Consider the following 16320-nt stretch of genomic DNA (forward strand, 5'->3'; position numbering starts at 1 on the left):
GAGCCGCAGGAGGCTCGGTGCGCACGGGGGCGGCCGGTGCGGCAACCGAGGCCGGGTCGGGGGGATTCGCTCCGGGCCGGGCAAGATCAGGGTGTGGCGGACGGAGTCGTGTCCCCGGGCGGCCCGGGCCGATGCCCGGGGCTGGGAATCGGCTGTGAGACCCGGCGGGGTCTGATAACGATTCCGCGTGTCCCGGCGAATGCCTTGCGGATGCGTGGAGGTGCGGTGTGCTTCGGAATCGGGAGCCTATGAGGGACGACGCGAGCGGTGTCGGATACGGGCTGGTACCGGAGACGCGCGGGCTGCTGGCCGCGGCCAGGCGGGCGCTCGGCGAGCAGCCGCGGGTGCGGGCTCAGCTGGACGAGTGCGCGCGGCGGTTGGACGAGCCGCTGCGGGTGGCCCTGGCGGGTCAGCTGAAGGCTGGCAAGTCGACCCTGTTGAACGCTCTGGTCGGGCAGGACATCGCGCCCACCGACGCCACCGAGTGCACCCGTCTGGTCACCTGGTATCGCAATGGGACCGCGCCCCGGGTCACCGCCTACAGCGTGGACGGCGCCCGCGCCGATGTGGTGGTGCGTCGCGGCCGCGGGGCCGAGGGGCTGCCCGGCGCGCACGGTCTCACCTTCGATCTGTCGGCGCTGCGCTGGAATTCGCCGACCCCGCGCGAGGTGGATCAGCTGGCGGTGGAGTGGCCGTCGGCGGAGCTGGCGCAGACCACCATCATCGACACCCCCGGCATCTCGTCGCTGTCGCGGGAGGTGTCGGCCCGCACGTCGCGGCTGCTGACCCCCGGCGGCCCGGATCCGGCGCTGCCGCCCGCCGACGCCGTCCTCTATCTCCTGCGCCGCCTGGACGCCGCCGACGTCGATTTCCTGGAGCGGATCGGCGGCGGGCACAGCGGTAACAGCGGTGCGCCGCAGAGTTTCTCGGGGCCGCTGGGCGTGGTCGGCGTGGTGTCGCGGGCCGATGAGATCGGTGCGGGCCGCATCGACGCCCTGCATTCGGCGCGCGACGTGGCCTCCCGTTTCGCGACGGAACTGGAGCGAACGGGGCTGTGCCAGTCGGTGATTCCGGTGGCGGGCCTGCTGGCCTTCGCGGCCGCCACCCTCCGGCAGCGGGAGTACGACGCCTTCGAGGCGCTGGCCGCCATCCCTGTCGATGACCTGACCGCCGCCCTCCTCTCGGCTGATCGCTTCGCCCACCCCGATCTGCCTCTCCCGGTTCCGGCGGACCTCCGCGCCCACTTGGCCGCGCGGTTCGGCCTGTTCGGTATCCGCCTGGCCGTCACCCTGATCCGCCTGGGGGTCCGCGGCTCGCAGGCGCTGGCCGCCGAACTCTCCAGCCGCAGTGGACTCGACGAACTCCGCACCGTCCTGGATGTCCAATTCGCCCAGCGTGCAGACGAATTGAAGGCCCACTCGGCGCTGACCGCGCTGGCCCGCATTCTCGCCGCCAATCAGGGTTCCCCCGCCGACGCCCTCCTCCCGCGTGTCCGCACCCTGCTCGCCGATGTCCACGGCTTCGCCGAACTACGTCTGCTGTCGCATCTCCGCTCCGACGAACTCCCCCTGCCCCAGGAGGATCTCGCGGAACTCAACCGCCTGATCGGCGGCACCGGCGTGGCCCCGACCCTCCGCCTGGGCCTGCCCGCCCACACCGACGTCCCCACCCAGCGCGACGTGGCCTTGGCCGCGGTGCGGAAGTGGCGGAACCGAGCCCGCCACCCCTTGGCCGATCAGTTCACCGCCAACGCCTGCCTCACCGCCGCGCGCAGCGCCGAGGGCCTCCTGGAAATCCTCCACGAGCCCCCGACGACGCCGTTCCCGGTCCTGCGCCCCGGCCGATAGCGCTCCCCGGTCAGGGGGCGGTGCGGTCGCTGCGCGGGTCGATGAGGATCTTGGCGTGGTGCTCGGGGGAGGCGAGGGTGGCGAAGGCGGTGTCGATACCGTCGAGGCCCACGGTGCCCGTGATCAGCGGTGACGGGTCGACCTTGCCGTCGGCGATCATATGCAGGGTGTCGCGGAACTCGCCGGGGTCGTAGCCGAGCACGAAGCGCAGCTCGATCTCCTTGTTGATGGCGGTCGCGGGATGGAAGGCGTCCTGCTGCATGCACACGCCGACGACCACGACCCGGGTCAACGGCGGTGCGGCGGTGAGGATCTGGTCGATGATGCCCGGCACGCCGACGCATTCGAAGACGACCGGACCGGAGGGTCCGCGCTGGAGCGTGTGGGCCGCGCGGAACAGGTACCACCACGGAATATTGGGGAGGCGCCGCAGGCGTTCCATGGCGTCGAAGCCGAGGTTGAGGATGTCGGCGGCGCCGGTGATGCGGGACTTCTTCGGCGTCGACTCCCACGGGGATTCGGTGGCGGGGTCGACCACCACGTCGGCTCCGCAGGCCGCGGCGAGTTCCCGGCGGCGGGGGGAGAAGTCGCTGGCGACGACGGTGTGGACGCCGGCGGCCTTCAGCATGGAGATGACGGCCAGGCCGATCGGCCCGCAACCGATGACGAAAGCGGTCTGGCCCTTGGTGATCCGGCTCTTGCGGACCGCGTGCCAGGCCACGGCCATGGGTTCGGTGAGGGCGGCGAGGTCGGGGGCGAGGCCGTTGGGGACCGGGAAGGTCATGGGTTCCTGGATCAGGACCTGTTCGGCGTAGCCGCCCGGCGCGTGCGTGGACAATCCCGTCAGTTCCGGCTGCCGACCGGTGCGCAGGATCGGCAGGGCGACCACCGGGGTGCCGGGCTTCCAGCGCCGCCGGGTGCCGGGTCCGTATTCCTCGATCTCGCCGGTGAATTCGTGGCCCATGACGATGCGCTGTTCCGACCGCATGAACCGGTCGTAGCCGGTGGCGGCGGCCAGGTCGGCGAGTTCGTCGCAGTGCAGGCGGGCGTGCAGGTCGGAGCCACAGATGCCGCAGCGGGTGACGGAGATGAGCACTTGGCCCGGCCCCGGCACGGGAGTCGGGAGGTCCTCGACCTGGAATTCGCCCTTACTGACCACGGCCGCGCGCATGACTGGCTCCTGTCGGAAGTCGGTGATTCGTCTGGAATTCTTCCTCGGAAGCGGCCGTCGGTCCGAGGAATTCCCCGAACCGGCGGCCGGCGTGCGTGGCGGTCAGACCCCGACGAGGTCCTCCTCGGCCGCCATCTCGTGTTGTTCGAGCCGGGTGTCGGCCGGCAGCACCAGGAATCCGACGCAGACCAGGGCCATCAGCCCGATGCCCCACCACAGCGTGTACCGGAAGGTGTGCGCGAAGTTCACCGCATTGGCGTCTTCGCCGGCTCGCGTGAGGATCCCGCCGATCGCGGGGTCCGCGGGAGCGGACTGGCAGCTGGCCGGAACGACCGACGGATCCGCCTCACCGGAGCGGTCCCGCACGCAGGCGGAGAAGCCCGCGAGAATCTGCTCCCGCGCGCCGTCCGGCACCCCGGCGGTGGCCAGCTCCGTGCGGGTCTGCGCCGCAACGGAATCCACACCGCGCGCCGAATCGTGATCCAACTGCCCGAAGAACAGGATCCCGACCAGCGCCACACCCAGCGCCAGACCCAGCTGCTGTCCGGTGTTCAGCAGCCCGGACGCGGCTCCGGCCTCACGGTCGGGAATCTGCCCGAGCAGCATGTCGATGGTCGGCGCGACCACGATGCCGAATCCGATACCGGTCACCACCAGCGGGAACACCATCTGCCAGGAGGCGAAATCGGATTCGTAGCGGGTGGCGAGCGCACCGTAGAAGGCGAACCCGCCCGCGGTGATCAACCCGCCGACCAGCAGCACCCACTTGCCGAACCGTGGCGCGAGGGCACTCACCGAGACGCCCGCCCCGATGCCCGCGCCGACCGCGAAGAACGCCGAGGTGAGGCCGGCCCGCATGGGCGACCAGCCGAGCCCGGCCTGCATGAACAGCGTCCAGATCAGGAAGAACCCGCCGAATCCGATCCAGAACAGCAGCCAGCCGGCCAGCCCGACCGTGAACGGCCGCGACCGGAACAGCTCCAGGTCGACCAGCGGTGACCCGGCGGTGCGGGCCCGCCACCGCTCGTAGACCAGGAAGGCCGCGAAGGTCACCGCCGCCGCCCCGATCATGACGAAAGTCCAGGCGGGCCAATCCAATCGGCGGCCCTCGGTGAGCGGGTACACCAGCAGCAGCACCGCGGAGATGGCCAGCACCATGCCGACGATGTCCAGTCGCGGCGCGTGCGTGGACCGCGAATCCCGCATGACCACGGCGGCCGCGCCCAGCGCGAGCAGCCCGACCGGCACGTTCACCAGGAAGATCGGCCGCCAGTCCAGGTCGAACAGATTCCACTCGACGAGCAGCCCGCCCAATGACAGCCCGACCGCCGAGGCGGATCCGCCGACGCCGCTGTACACGGCGATCGCCTTGGCGCGCTCGTCCTTCGGGAAGGTGACGCGGATGATGGCCAGGATCTGCGGCACCATGAGCCCGGCCATCGCGCCCTGTACGAACCGGGAGCCGATGAGCATGCCGGGCGAGGTCGCCAGGCCGCAGGCCAGCGAGGCCGCGGTGAATCCGGCGACGCCGATCAGGAACAGGCGTTTGCGGCCGTAGATGTCGCCGAGCCGGCCGCCGGTGATGAGCACGGCCGCGAAGGACAGCACGTACGCGGCGATGATCCATTCGATCTGCGAGTAGGCCGCGCCCAGGTCCTTCTGGATGCTGGGGACGGCGACATTGACGATGGTGACGTCGAGCAGGTCCATGAATCCCGCGGCCAGCACGACGGCGAAGGCGATCCAGCGGCGTGGATCGAGGGTGGGGGTGTTGTCGGTATCCACTGCGAACTCTCTTCGATTCGGGGTGGGTGGAGGTCCGCTTCAAACTATGCACCTGAAGTGATTATCAAACAAGTGGGCAATCACTGATTGTGCGCATGGGTCGGGCTACGCTATGCGCGTGACCGACGTCGATCCCCAGCGCGTGCCCCTCGTCGACAGCGCCGCGTTCCTGTTCGCCCAGCTGGGCTCCCACTCCGCGTACCGCTTCGACCAGCTGCTCGGCCCCCTGGGCATCAAGCCGCCGCAGTACGGCACGCTGCGCATGCTCGAGGCCAATGACGGCCGCACCCAGCAACAGCTCTGCGACGCGCTCGGGATCCACCGCAACGTGATGGTCAGCCTGATCGACGACCTGGAGAAGCGCGGCCTGGTCGAACGCCGCAAACACCCCGCCGACCGGCGCGCGCACGCCGTGCACCTGCTGCCCGCCGGACGCGAGATGATCGGCCGCGCGGCGGGATTGGCCGAACAGCTCAATGCCGAACTGCTCGAGCCCCTCGATCCCGGGGATCGGCCGAAACTGCTCGCCATGCTGCAGCGGGCCGCGGTCGGCAACGGCCTCACGCCGGGCGTCCACCCCGCCCTGACGGTCGAGCCGGGCACCGTTCCGATGTATGACCCAGGTCATATCTAGGTCCGGTCACAAGCCGCCCCGGCGTGTGTCCAACCAGGTGTAGGCAACTCACCCGGAAGGACACCACGATGGCCACCATCGACGTTCTGGACTCGTTCATCAACTACACCGACACCGGCAGCGGTCCCGTCGCGGCCGGAACCGTCCCCGTCGTCTTCCTGCACGGCAACCCCACCTCGTCCTACATCTGGCGCGACGTGATCCCGCACGTGAGCGGTGCGGTGTCCGATGCGAGAACCCGGGTCTTCGCACCGGATCTCATCGGCATGGGCGCCTCCGGCAAGCCGGACAGCGACTACCGCTTCGTCGATCACGTCCGCTACCTGGACGCCTGGTTCGAGGCCCTGGGCCTGGACCAGGTCGTCATCGTCGGCCACGACTGGGGCGGCGCGCTCGGAATGGACTGGGCCGCACGCCATCCCGAACGGGTGCGTGGCATCGCCGTGGTGGAGACCTTCCTGCGCCCCATGAGCTGGTCGGACATGCCGCCGCAGGGCGCGGAACTGTTCCGCCGTTTCCGTTCCCCCGAAGGCGAGGAGATGGTGCTGGAACGCAATATGTTCATCGAGTTCAACCTGCCCGCCTCCACCCGCACCCTCACCCCGGAGGCGCTCGACGCCTACCGCGCGCCGTACCCGACGCCGGAGTCGCGCAAGCCGATGCTGGTGTGGCCCAGGGAGTTCCCGCTCGACGGCGAGCCCGCCGACGTGGTCGCCATCATCGAGAACTACGACGCCTGGATGGCGGCCAGCCCGGAGGTGCCCAAGCTGCTCATGCACGTCGAGGACGGGGTCGGCCTGGGTTCGCCGGCGGCGATGGAGTGGGCGGTGCGCACCTTCGCGTCCGCCGAGCTCGCGAACATCGGCCCGGCCGGGCACCACTGCCCGGAGGATCAGCCCGACGCCATCGGCCTGGCGGTCGCCGACTGGCTGCGCAAGCACGCCCTGCTCACCGCGCCCGCCGTCGCCTGAGCGGCGGCCGGCCTGACGGCCCCGCGATGTCGGACCCGATCCCTATGCTGGCGGTATGGAGACCGGATCGGAGATCGACGAGCGCGATCTCGTCGCGCGGGCCGTCGGCGGTGATCGCGCCGCCGTCGCGGATGTGGTTCGGCTGCTGCAGGATCCGATCTACCGGCTGGCGCTGCGCATGGTGTGGCGGCCCGCCGACGCCGAGGACGCCACCCAGGAGATCCTGTTGCGCGCGGTCGGCAATCTGGCGAGCTGGCGCGGCGAGGCCAAGCTCACCACCTGGGCGTACCGCATCGGCGTCAACTATCTGCTGAATCTGAAGCGGCAGACGCCGCAGGAGCAGCGGCAGCTCAGCCTGGACGAGTTCGGCGAGGGACTGCGGGACGGCTTGGCGGAGGAGGACTATCGCGGTCCGGAGGCCACGCTGCTCACCCACGAGGTCCGCCTCAACTGCAGTCAGGCGATGCTGCAATGCCTGGGTCGCGACGAACGGGTCGCGTACGTGCTCTCCGATGTGTTCGAGGTGAACTCGGAGGAGGCGGCCTGGATCGTCGGCGCGACACCGGCCGCGTATCGGAAACGGGTGGAGCGGGCCAAGAAACGGCTCGGCAACTTCCTGCGGTCGACGTGTGGCCTGGCGAATCCGCAGGCGTTCTGCCGGTGCTCGCGGCGGGTGGAGAAAGCCGTCGAACTGAGTCGGGTGGATGTGCAGCGCCCGGCCTTCGCCGCGCACCCGGTGACGCCGGGCGGGCGGAGCGTGGCGGAGGCGGAGCGGCAGATGATCCGGCTGCACGACGCCGCCGCCGTGCTGGGCGCGCACCCGGATTACGCTGCGCCGCAGGCGAAGATGGAGGCCATTGCCGGGCTATTGGCTTCGGGCCGGTTCCCGCTCCTGGAGTGAGGTTGGCTCCGGGATGAGGGCTCCGCTAGGAGAGTGACGCCGAGGTCCCGTACTTCAATTCGTATGCCCACGGCGCGAGTTCCGCGGTCACCTCCGACAGCTCGGGCGTGGCGCCGCAGTCCGAACATTCCAGGCGCACGGCGACTTTCCCGCCGCAGCCGGTGTGCAGGTAGGTGACCGGCGGGCCGTCCGGCGCGGCCCAGCGGTCGCCCCATTCGGTGAGCGCGAGGATGACCGGTTTCAGGTCGAGGCCCTTGGCGGTGAGCAGGTATTCGGGATGGCCGCCGGTGCTGCGCTGCTCGAAGATCCCGGCCTCGACGAATTCGGCGAGCCGTTTGGTCAGGATGTTCGGCGCGATGCCGAGCGCGCGCTGGAACTCGGTGAACCGGGTCATGCCCGCGAACATGGCATTGCGCACGATCAGCAGGCTCCAGCGCTCGCCGACCAGCTCCAGCGTGCGTGCCGCCGAGCAGACCTCCCCTTCGTACATGCGTCCCAACATGACTCCAGGGTGACTCATCCGCTTGTGTGATGCAAGCAACACTACTATCGTGATGCAAGTAAGTTCTCGCGAGACAGTCCTCATCAAACCGCTGAACCCCTGAGAGAAGAGTCGGGACCTGCCATGATCGATCAGAACTTCACCACCTCCATCACCGTCGACCGCACCCCCGCCGAGGTCTTCGCGGCCGTCCTGAACGCCCGCGGCTGGTGGTCGCCCGGTATCAGGGGCGGCACCGAGCGGGCGGGTGACCGTTTCGTCTTCGAGGCCCCCGGCGTGCACCGCAGTGAGATCGAATTGACCGAGGTGGTGCCGGGCGAGCGCGTGGTCTGGCTGGTGAAGGACAACTTCATGTCCTTCATCGAGGATCAGACCGAGTGGGTGAACACCGAGATGCGCTTCGATATCGCCGCGACCGACGGCGGCGCCCGGCTCACCTTCACCCACGTCGGCCTGGTGCCGGACTACGAGTGCTACGACGCGTGCTCCCCGGCCTGGACCTTCTACATCACCGAGAGCCTGCGGGACCTGGTCACCACCGGCGTCGGCCAGCCCAGTGAGTTCCCCGGCCAGATCGAGGCCGAGGCCGCCGCCGCGGCAGCGGCCGCACAACACTGAATCGGACCCGGGCGGAGTCGAATCAGAACTCCGCCAACAGCTTTCGTGCGATGGGCACCACCTGTCGCGCGAAACGCTGCACCTGGTCGACGTCGAATCCGGGCGGCCAGTAGATGAAGGTGTCGAATCCGCCCGTGTGCGCCAGGTTCGCGATGATGCCCGCCCATTCCTCGGGCGATCCGTGGATCGGGTCGGTGCCCTGCGGATTCGGGTGCAGCGCGCGGTCGCTGACCACTCCGGGTAGCGCGGCCAGCCGGGCGATGGAGCGGGGGTCGCGGTCGTGCGCGCGGGCGGCGGCGTCGATGCGGGCATTGGCCGCGGACCACTGCTCCCACGGCATCCAATTGGGCAGTGGCGCAACCCATCCGTCGGCGGTCGCGCCGATCAGGTCGAGGGCGTGCGGGCCCATGGCTCCCAGCCAGATCCCGATCGGGTGTCTGGGCGCGGGCCCGCCCTCGATGCCCTGCACCGTGTATTCGGTGCCGACCACCGACACCGGCTGCCCGGGCCGCCATTCGGCTCGGATGATGGCGATGCCCTCGGCGATGGCCATGAGCGCGGCTCGGCCCTTGCGGGCGGGGCCGCCCATGGCCACCACGCCGCTCTCGAAAGCGCCCGCCCCCAAACCCAATTCGAAGCGTCCGCCGCTGAGGATGTCGAAGGTGGCGGCCTGTTTGGCGAGCATGGCGGGTGTCCGCAGCGGCAGGTTGGCGACCCCGGGATAGAGGCTGACCCGCCCGGTCGCGGCGAGGCAGGCGCCGATGACGGCGAAGGCGTCGCCGAACTGCGCGTTGTAGGGGTGGTCCTGGATGCCGACCAGATCGAGTCCCTCGGCGTCGGCGGCGAGGGCCATGTCGATGACGTCCGGCAGCGCGGACGCGACGGGCGGGATCGAAATACCGAACCGGGCCTGCATCGAACCTCCTCTACCAGGAGAAATCCATACTTCTGATCTTCGTGGGCCACTGAGCACAACCCCGGCATTTCGGACCTCGACACGCATCCTGGGCGTGTCCGCGGGTATGCCGGGAAAGAAAAGAGAGGAGGCGATGCCGATGACCGCGCAGGACACCGTGCGCACCCTACTGGCCCGGGCCGGGACCGGTTATGCCGCCGAGGCCGGAATCCGGCTGGCCGACAAACCCGCGCCGCTCTACCAACTCCTGATGCTCGCCCAGCTGCTCAGTACCCGGATCTCGGCCCGCATCGCGGTGGCCGCCGCCCGGGAACTCCGCGAGTCCGGCTACACCACCCCCCACCACGTGGCCGCGGCCGAGTGGTCGGATCTGGTCGCCGCGCTGGGCCGGGCCCATTACGTCCGCTACGACGAATCCAATGCCACCCGCCTGATCGCCAATGCCACCGAGCTGATCGACCGGTGGCACGGCGATATGCGCGGGCTCGCAATCGAATCCGGGCACGACCCCGCCGCCCTGGCCGAGCTGCTCCAGGGGTTCCGGGGCATCGGCCCAGTCGGCGCGGACATCTACCTGCGCGAGGTGCAGGACACCTGGACCTGGCTCCGCCCCTACTTCGACGAGCGGGCCCGCCGCGGCGCGCGTGACCTGGGCCTGCCCACCGATCCGGCCGCCCTCTCCGCCCTGGCTCCGGACGGCCACGACGCCGAACTGGCCGCGGCCCTGGTGCGCGTGACACTGGACCACGGGCTGAAAGACGACCTCCGCATCGGATGAGCCACACGATTTCAGGCGTAGATAAGGCGCGCGACCGGACCGAAATCCGTCTACGATCCCCGCGTGAGCTCGAAAACGTCCGGACCGGCCGGGGATTCGCCCGCGGCCGGGCGTATGCGGGCGCGGGACATCGACCGCGTCAACGCGCGGACGCTGCTCGACGCCGCCTACGCGGAGGGCGAGCTCGGGGCCGACGAGTATCACCAGCGGTCCGATCAGGCGCAGTCCGCGCAGACCCTCGGCGAATTGCAGCGGCTCATCGCCGATCTGCAGCCGAGCACCAAGACCGCCGACCTCACCCCCGCGCGCAAGCGGTCGCGGCGGCCCGCCTCGGGCGGGTACCCGCCGCGGACGCGGGCCCGCGACGCCGATCGGCAGGCCACCTGCGTCCTGCTCGACGCCGCGCTCGCGGACGGGCAGCTGACCGCCGCCGACCATCGCACCCTCACCGAACTGGCCGGCGAGGCCCGGACCCTGGGCGACCTGTCCCAGCTCACCGACGATCTGCAGCGGCACGCCGACGCCGCCCCCGACCCGGTCCCGCCGAAGTCGCGGCGCGAGAACTGGTTCGCCGCCGGCGTCGCCGCGATGAGCATCGCGGTGGCGGTGGGCACCTTCCTGGCCGTGGCTCGCCCGGCCACCCCGCCCGCCGGGCCACCCGCGGTGGACCTGGGCATCATCCAGCCGCTGGTGCTGCCCCGGCCGAAACTCACCGAGGCCGAGGGCATCTCGTACTTCCGGGACGTCTACCAGGCGAAGTTCGGCGACACCCTGCTCGACGAGGTGGACTTCTACCCCGGCTACGCGGTGTTCACGCGCGCGACGCAGGTCAATCGGAAGGTGCACTACAACTACTTCGGCGGTTTCGACCAGACCGACCAACCCCAGACCCGGGACCCGAAGACCCCGACCGTGGACCTGGCGGCCTTGAACGTGCAGGCCGTCGCGGCGCTGGCGGCTCAGGCCCCCGCCCTCACCAAGGTCGATCAGGGCGTGGTCAACTACATCGACATCCAGGGCAGCGGCACCGGCCCGGTGATCCGGCTCTATGTCGGCAACCAGGCCAAGGAGACCGGCTACGTCGAGGCCGCCCTCGACGGCCGGGTCACGCGCACCGTGGCGTTCGGGGGATAGGCGAGACCATGGCTGACGCACGCTCCCGGGGAGTCCGGGCCCGCGACACCGATCGCGTGGACGCCTGCACCCTGCTCGATTCGGCGCGCGACGCGGGCGAGCTCACCGAGGCCGAACACGCGCACCGGACCGCGAAGGCCATGGCGGCCAAGACCTTCGGCGATCTCGACGCGGTGCTCGACGATCTGCAGATCCCGGCCAATCTGGTGAATTCACCGGTGGTGCGGGCGAATCGGCGCGGCCCGTCCGCCCGCTGGAAGGTGGCGGCCGCGATCGTGGTGGCGGCCGCCCTGCTGGGCGCGTTCGCGGGCTGTGTGTCCCGGGTCGCCGCGCCGAAGCCGGACCTGCCGGATCCGACCACGGGTCAGGGCCTGGCCAGTTTCGTCGAGGCCTACAAGGACCACTTCGGCGACACCGAGGCCGACGAGGTCACCCTGTTCCCCACCTACGCGGTCATCGAGCGGCGTCCGGCGGATCCGAACGCGCCGCGGGACGACTACTACCGCTACGACGGCAGTTTCCGCAGCACCGGTGACATTCCGCGGTCGCCGGGCACCGACATCATCGACCTGTCGGTCCTGGATCTGAAGAAGATCGCCGGCCTGCTCGCGGGCGCCCCGAAGTCGGCGGGCGTGCCGAACGGCCGGATCAGTCACATCATCATCGGGCGCGGCAAGGATGGCGGGCCGATGGTGACGGTGTACGCCGTGGACGGCGCCACATCCGGCTACATCAAGGTCACCGCCACCGGTGAGCCGATCATGCTCAACTGGCCCTCCTGATCGGTCACGATCCGGATCCATCCGTGGTTCCAGACCGGCCGGTATGGACACAATGGCAGAGTCCGTGCCTCGATCGCGGGCGTCGGGCCGCGCCCGCCCCCGAAGAAATTTTCTGTGACTCGTGGAATAGATGACGCGCGCCGCCCGTTGGGACAGGTCAGCAAGGTTGAGCGAGTTCGACTCAGGTTAAAGTTGCGTACCGCCCCCGGCGGAGGCAAGATTGAGCCGACCACGCTCAGTGTCACTGAGATGTAGTGCCAACTAGGAGGAATCACCATGGCTCGTGCGGTCGGTATCGACCTCGGGACCACGAACTCTGTCATCGCCGTTCTCGAAGGCGGCGAGCCGGTCGTCGTGGCCAATTCGGAAGGATCGCGGACCACCCCCTCGGTCGTCGCGTTCGCCAAGAACGGTGAGGTGCTCGTCGGGCAGCCCGCCAAGAACCAGGCCGTCACCAACGTCGACCGCACCATCAAGTCCGTCAAGCGCCACATGGGCGAGGACTGGTCGGTCGAGATCGACGGCAAGAAGTACACCCCGCAGGAGATCTCCGCGCGCACGCTGATGAAGCTGAAGCGCGACGCCGAGGCCTACCTGGGTGAAGAGATCACCGACGCCGTGATCACCGTCCCCGCCTACTTCGAGGACGCGCAGCGCCAGGCCACCAAGGAGGCCGGCCAGATCGCGGGCCTGAACGTCCTGCGCATCGTCAACGAGCCGACCGCGGCCGCGCTGGCCTACGGCCTCGACAAGGGCGACAAGGAACAGACCATCCTGGTCTTCGACCTCGGTGGCGGTACCTTCGACGTCTCGCTGCTGGAGATCGGCGAGGGCGTCGTCGAGGTCCGCGCGACCTCCGGCGACAACCACCTCGGTGGCGACGACTGGGACGAGCGCATCGTCGGCTGGCTGGTCGACAAGTTCAAGGGCACCTCGGGCATCGACCTGACCAAGGACAAGATGGCCATGCAGCGTCTCCGTGAGGCTGCCGAGAAGGCCAAGATCGAACTGTCGTCCTCGCAGTCGACCTCGATCAACCTGCCCTACATCACAGTGGACGCGGACAAGAACCCGCTGTTCCTCGACGAGCAGCTGACCCGCTCGGAGTTCCAGAAGATCACCTCCGATCTGCTGGACCGCACCCGCAAGCCGTTCCAGTCGGTCATCAAGGACGCCGGCATCTCGGTCGGCGACATCGACCACGTGGTGCTCGTCGGTGGCTCGACCCGTATGCCCGCCGTCTCCGATCTGGTCAAGGAACTGACCGGCGGCCAGGAGCCGAACAAGGGCGTGAACCCGGACGAGGTCGTCGCCGTCGGCGCCGCCCTGCAGGCCGGTGTGCTCAAGGGTGAGGTCAAGGACGTCCTGCTGCTCGATGTCACCCCGCTGTCGCTGGGCATCGAGACCAAGGGCGGCGTGATGACCAAGCTCATCGAGCGCAACACCACGATCCCGACCAAGCGCTCGGAGACCTTCACCACGGCCGACGACAACCAGCCGTCCGTGCAGATTCAGGTCTTCCAGGGTGAGCGTGAGATCGCCTCGCACAACAAGCTGCTCGGATCGTTCGAGCTGACCGGCATCCCGCCGGCCCCGCGCGGCGTGCCGCAGATCGAGGTCACCTTCGACATCGACGCCAACGGCATCGTCCACGTGACGGCCAAGGACAAGGGCACCGGCAAGGAGAACACGATCAAGATCCAGGACGGCTCCGGCCTGTCCAAGGAGGAGATCGACCGGATGGTGAAGGACGCCGAGGCGCACGCCGCCGAGGACAAGGCGCGTCGCGAGGAAGCGGAGACCCGCAACCAGGCCGAGTCGCTGGTGCACCAGACCGAGAAGTTCATCAAGGACAACGAGGACAAGGTCCCGGCCGACGTCAAGACCAAGGTCGAGGCGGCCATCGTCGAAGCCAACGACGCGCTGAAGGGCACCGACATCGGGGTCATCAAGACCGCGGTGGAGAAGCTCGCCACCGAGTCGCAGGCGCTGGGCCAGGCCATCTACGAGGCCTCGGCCGCCGACCAGGCCGCGCAGGGCAACGGCGCGGGCGCGCCCGAGTCCGATGACACCGTCGTCGACGCCGAGGTGGTCGAGGAGCCGGAGAAGAAGTGACGAACCAGAACCCGGACAACATGGTCGATCCGGCCACGGGTGAGGTCTTCGAGGCCGCGGCGGACGCCGCCGCGGCCGCGGGGGCCGAGGAGTCTCCCGAGGTCAGCGAGGACGCCCTCGCCGACGCGATCACGGCCGAACTGGCCGAGCGCACCTCCGATCTGCAGCGCCTGACCGCGGAATACGCCAACTACCGCCGCCGGGTCGAGCGGGACCGCAAGGTCACCATCGACACCGCCAAGGCCGCGGTGGTCAGCGAACTGCTGCCGGTGCTCGACGATCTGGACCGCGCTCGCGCGCACGGTGACCTGGACAACGGCCCGCTCAAGTCGGTCGCCGACAAGCTGGTCACCGCCCTGCAGAAGCAGGGCCTCGAGGAATTCGGTTCGGAGGGTGAGCCTTTCGACCCGACCCTGCACGAGGCCGTGCAGCACGAGGGCAGCGGTGCGGACCCGGTGCTGGGCATGGTGATGCGCAAGGGCTACCGCTTCGGCGATCGCGTGCTGCGGCACGCGCTGGTCGGCGTCACCGACGGTGTGGCGGATCTGTTTGCGGCGCAGCCGGATTCGCAGAACGCTGGCACCGATGCCGCTGGCACTGATTAACAGCGATCGGACGTACCCCACGTCCGCGGCAACACAGAAAGGAGGAGATGCCCGGTGAATCGAGAATGGCTCGAGAAGGACTTCTACAAGGATCTGGGTGTCTCCTCCGGCGCCACCCAGGACGAGATCAAGAAGGCCTACCGCAAACTGGCCCGAGACCTGCACCCGGACAAGAACCCCGGGGACAGCAAGGCCGAGGAGCGGTTCAAGGCCGTCAGCGAGGCGAACGCCGTGCTGTCGGATCCGGAGAAGCGCAAGGAGTACGACGAGGCCCGCAAGCTGTTCGCGGGCGGCGGTTTCGGTCGCGGCGGATTCTCGCCCGGGGGCGGCTACGGCCAGCCCGGCGGCGGGTTCTCCGGTGGCGAGTTCAACCTGGGTGACATCTTCGGGGCCGGCGCCGGTGGCGCGGGCGCCGCGGATGGTGGCCTGGGCGACCTACTGGGCGGACTGTTCAATCGCGGCGGCACGCGGGCGTCCTCGCGTCCCCGGCGCGGTTCGGACGTGGAGACCGAGACGACCCTCGGCTTCCGTGAGGCCGCCCAGGGCGTGACCGTTCCGCTGCGCATGACCAGCCCGGCCGCCTGCACCACCTGCCACGGCAGTGGCGCCAAGCCCGGCACCAGTCCGCGGGTCTGCCCGCACTGCAATGGAACCGGCGTGGTCAGCCGGAACCAGGGCGCGTTCGGCTTCAGCGAGCCGTGCGAGGACTGCCGGGGCACCGGATCGATCATCGACGACCCGTGCGTCGACTGCCGCGGCTCGGGCATCCAGAACCGGACCCGCACCATCACCGTGCGCATTCCCCCGGGCGTGCGCGACGGGCAGCGGATCCGGCTGGCCGGTCAGGGTGAGGCGGGCCTGCGCGGCGCGCCTCCGGGTGACCTGTACGTCACCGTGCACGTCAGCCAGGACAAGGTCTTCGGCCGCAATGGCGACGACCTGACCCTGGTGCTGCCGGTCTCCTACGCCGAACTGGCGCTGGGCACCACGGTGTCGGTGCCGACCCTGGACGGTCGGGTGGGCGTCAAGGTGCCGCCGGGCACCGCCGACGGCCGCACCCTGCGGGTGCGCGGGCGCGGTGTGCCCAAGCGTGACGGCGGCGCGGGTGACCTGCTGGTCACCGTGAAGGTCGCGGTCCCCCAGAAACTGGACGACAATGCCACCGAGGCGCTGCGGCGCTACGCGGAGGCGGAGAAGACCAGTGGGTTCGATCCCCGTGCGGGATGGGCAGGTGCGTAATGAGTTCCGATCCGAAGCATTCCGAGGCCCAGTACTTCCTGATCTCGGTGGCCGCGCAGCTGGCGGGCATGCACGCCCAGACGCTGCGCACCTATGACCGGCTGGGTCTGGTTACGCCGCAACGCACGTCGGGCGGCGGCCGGCGCTACTCGAACCGGGATGTGGAGCTGCTCCGCGAGGTGCAGCGCCTGTCCCAGGACGAGGGCGTGAACCTGGCCGGCATCAAACGGATCATCGAACTCACCAACCAGGTGGACGAGCTGCAGCAGCGGGTGAGCGAGCTGACCGCCGAGGCGGAAAGGCTGCGGGCCGGGTACCGGCC

16 protein-coding genes are annotated in these 16320 nt (G+C 69.6%); 12 read left to right on the plus strand and 4 right to left on the minus strand.

The window, feature by feature from the left end:
• Nucleotides 1-248 precede the first annotated feature (248 nt).
• Nucleotides 249-1847 carry a dynamin family protein gene (locus tag ACFV4K_RS27710; RefSeq protein ID WP_379278840.1) on the plus strand — a complete coding sequence of 533 codons (1599 nt, stop codon included), beginning with the start codon at nt 249-251 and terminating at the stop codon, nt 1845-1847.
• A gap of 10 nt (nt 1848-1857) precedes the next feature.
• On the opposite strand, the gene ACFV4K_RS27715 is transcribed toward ACFV4K_RS27710, so the two are convergent.
• On the minus strand, nt 1858-3018 hold the full coding sequence (locus ACFV4K_RS27715) for a zinc-binding dehydrogenase (protein ID WP_379278841.1): 1161 nt from the start codon (nt 3016-3018) through the stop codon (nt 1858-1860).
• A gap of 102 nt (nt 3019-3120) precedes the next feature.
• The gene (locus tag ACFV4K_RS27720; protein ID WP_379278843.1) at nt 3121-4803 is read right to left on the minus strand and encodes an MFS transporter; all 1683 of its coding nucleotides are present in this window, start codon (nt 4801-4803) and stop codon (nt 3121-3123) included.
• 118 nt (nt 4804-4921) lie between these two features.
• Here ACFV4K_RS27720 and ACFV4K_RS27725 point away from each other — a divergent pair, with 118 nt between their 5' ends.
• Genes ACFV4K_RS27725 through ACFV4K_RS27735 form a run of 3 tightly spaced genes read left to right on the plus strand, consistent with a single transcriptional unit; the run spans nt 4922 to nt 7309 of the window.
• Nucleotides 4922-5437 carry a MarR family winged helix-turn-helix transcriptional regulator gene (locus ACFV4K_RS27725; RefSeq protein WP_379278845.1) on the plus strand — a complete coding sequence of 172 codons (516 nt, stop codon included), beginning with the start codon at nt 4922-4924 and terminating at the stop codon, nt 5435-5437.
• Between the two features lie 23 nt (nt 5438-5460).
• Nucleotides 5461-6408 carry a haloalkane dehalogenase gene (locus ACFV4K_RS27730; RefSeq protein ID WP_379278847.1) on the plus strand — a complete coding sequence of 316 codons (948 nt, stop codon included), beginning with the start codon at nt 5461-5463 and terminating at the stop codon, nt 6406-6408.
• Nucleotides 6409-6463: 55 nt separating this feature from the next.
• On the plus strand, nt 6464-7309 hold the full coding sequence (locus ACFV4K_RS27735; RefSeq protein ID WP_379278848.1) for an RNA polymerase sigma factor: 846 nt from the start codon (nt 6464-6466) through the stop codon (nt 7307-7309).
• A gap of 25 nt (nt 7310-7334) precedes the next feature.
• Here ACFV4K_RS27735 and ACFV4K_RS27740 read toward each other — a convergent pair whose 3' ends face one another.
• Complete coding sequence (locus ACFV4K_RS27740) at nt 7335-7811, minus strand: winged helix-turn-helix transcriptional regulator (RefSeq protein ID WP_379278849.1); 477 nt, start codon at nt 7809-7811, stop codon at nt 7335-7337.
• Between the two features lie 123 nt (nt 7812-7934).
• Here ACFV4K_RS27740 and ACFV4K_RS27745 point away from each other — a divergent pair, with 123 nt between their 5' ends.
• Nucleotides 7935-8429, plus strand: a complete 495-nt coding sequence (locus ACFV4K_RS27745) for an SRPBCC domain-containing protein (protein ID WP_379278850.1) — start codon at nt 7935-7937, stop codon at nt 8427-8429.
• Between the two features lie 22 nt (nt 8430-8451).
• Here ACFV4K_RS27745 and ACFV4K_RS27750 read toward each other — a convergent pair whose 3' ends face one another.
• Nucleotides 8452-9345, minus strand: coding sequence for an LLM class flavin-dependent oxidoreductase (locus ACFV4K_RS27750; protein WP_379278851.1), 894 nt, complete (start codon nt 9343-9345; stop codon nt 8452-8454).
• Between the two features lie 139 nt (nt 9346-9484).
• On the opposite strand from ACFV4K_RS27750, the gene ACFV4K_RS27755 reads away from it, so the two are divergent.
• The 7 genes from ACFV4K_RS27755 to ACFV4K_RS27785 all read left to right on the plus strand — a co-directional run.
• On the plus strand, nt 9485-10123 hold the full coding sequence (locus tag ACFV4K_RS27755; protein ID WP_379278853.1) for an endonuclease: 639 nt from the start codon (nt 9485-9487) through the stop codon (nt 10121-10123).
• A 63-nt stretch (nt 10124-10186) separates the two neighbouring features.
• The gene (locus tag ACFV4K_RS27760; RefSeq protein ID WP_379278854.1) at nt 10187-11257 is read left to right on the plus strand and encodes a DUF1707 domain-containing protein; all 1071 of its coding nucleotides are present in this window, start codon (nt 10187-10189) and stop codon (nt 11255-11257) included.
• An 8-nt stretch (nt 11258-11265) separates the two neighbouring features.
• Nucleotides 11266-12039, plus strand: a complete 774-nt coding sequence (locus ACFV4K_RS27765; RefSeq protein ID WP_379278855.1) for a DUF1707 domain-containing protein — start codon at nt 11266-11268, stop codon at nt 12037-12039.
• 276 nt (nt 12040-12315) lie between these two features.
• Nucleotides 12316-14154, plus strand: a complete 1839-nt coding sequence (dnaK, locus tag ACFV4K_RS27770) for a molecular chaperone DnaK (RefSeq protein WP_357094292.1) — start codon at nt 12316-12318, stop codon at nt 14152-14154.
• A gap of 20 nt (nt 14155-14174) precedes the next feature.
• Nucleotides 14175-14759 carry a nucleotide exchange factor GrpE gene (gene grpE, locus ACFV4K_RS27775; protein WP_379278860.1) on the plus strand — a complete coding sequence of 195 codons (585 nt, stop codon included), beginning with the start codon at nt 14175-14177 and terminating at the stop codon, nt 14757-14759.
• Between the two features lie 54 nt (nt 14760-14813).
• On the plus strand, nt 14814-15998 hold the full coding sequence (dnaJ, locus tag ACFV4K_RS27780) for a molecular chaperone DnaJ (RefSeq protein WP_379278856.1): 1185 nt from the start codon (nt 14814-14816) through the stop codon (nt 15996-15998).
• The coding region (locus ACFV4K_RS27785; RefSeq protein ID WP_379278858.1) for a heat shock protein transcriptional repressor HspR at nt 15998-16320 on the plus strand (323 nt) is incomplete at its 3' end. The genes dnaJ and ACFV4K_RS27785, both read left to right, overlap by 1 nt.

The organism is Nocardia sp. NPDC059764, assembly GCF_042732555.1.
Lineage (GTDB): Bacteria > Actinomycetota > Actinomycetes > Mycobacteriales > Mycobacteriaceae > Nocardia.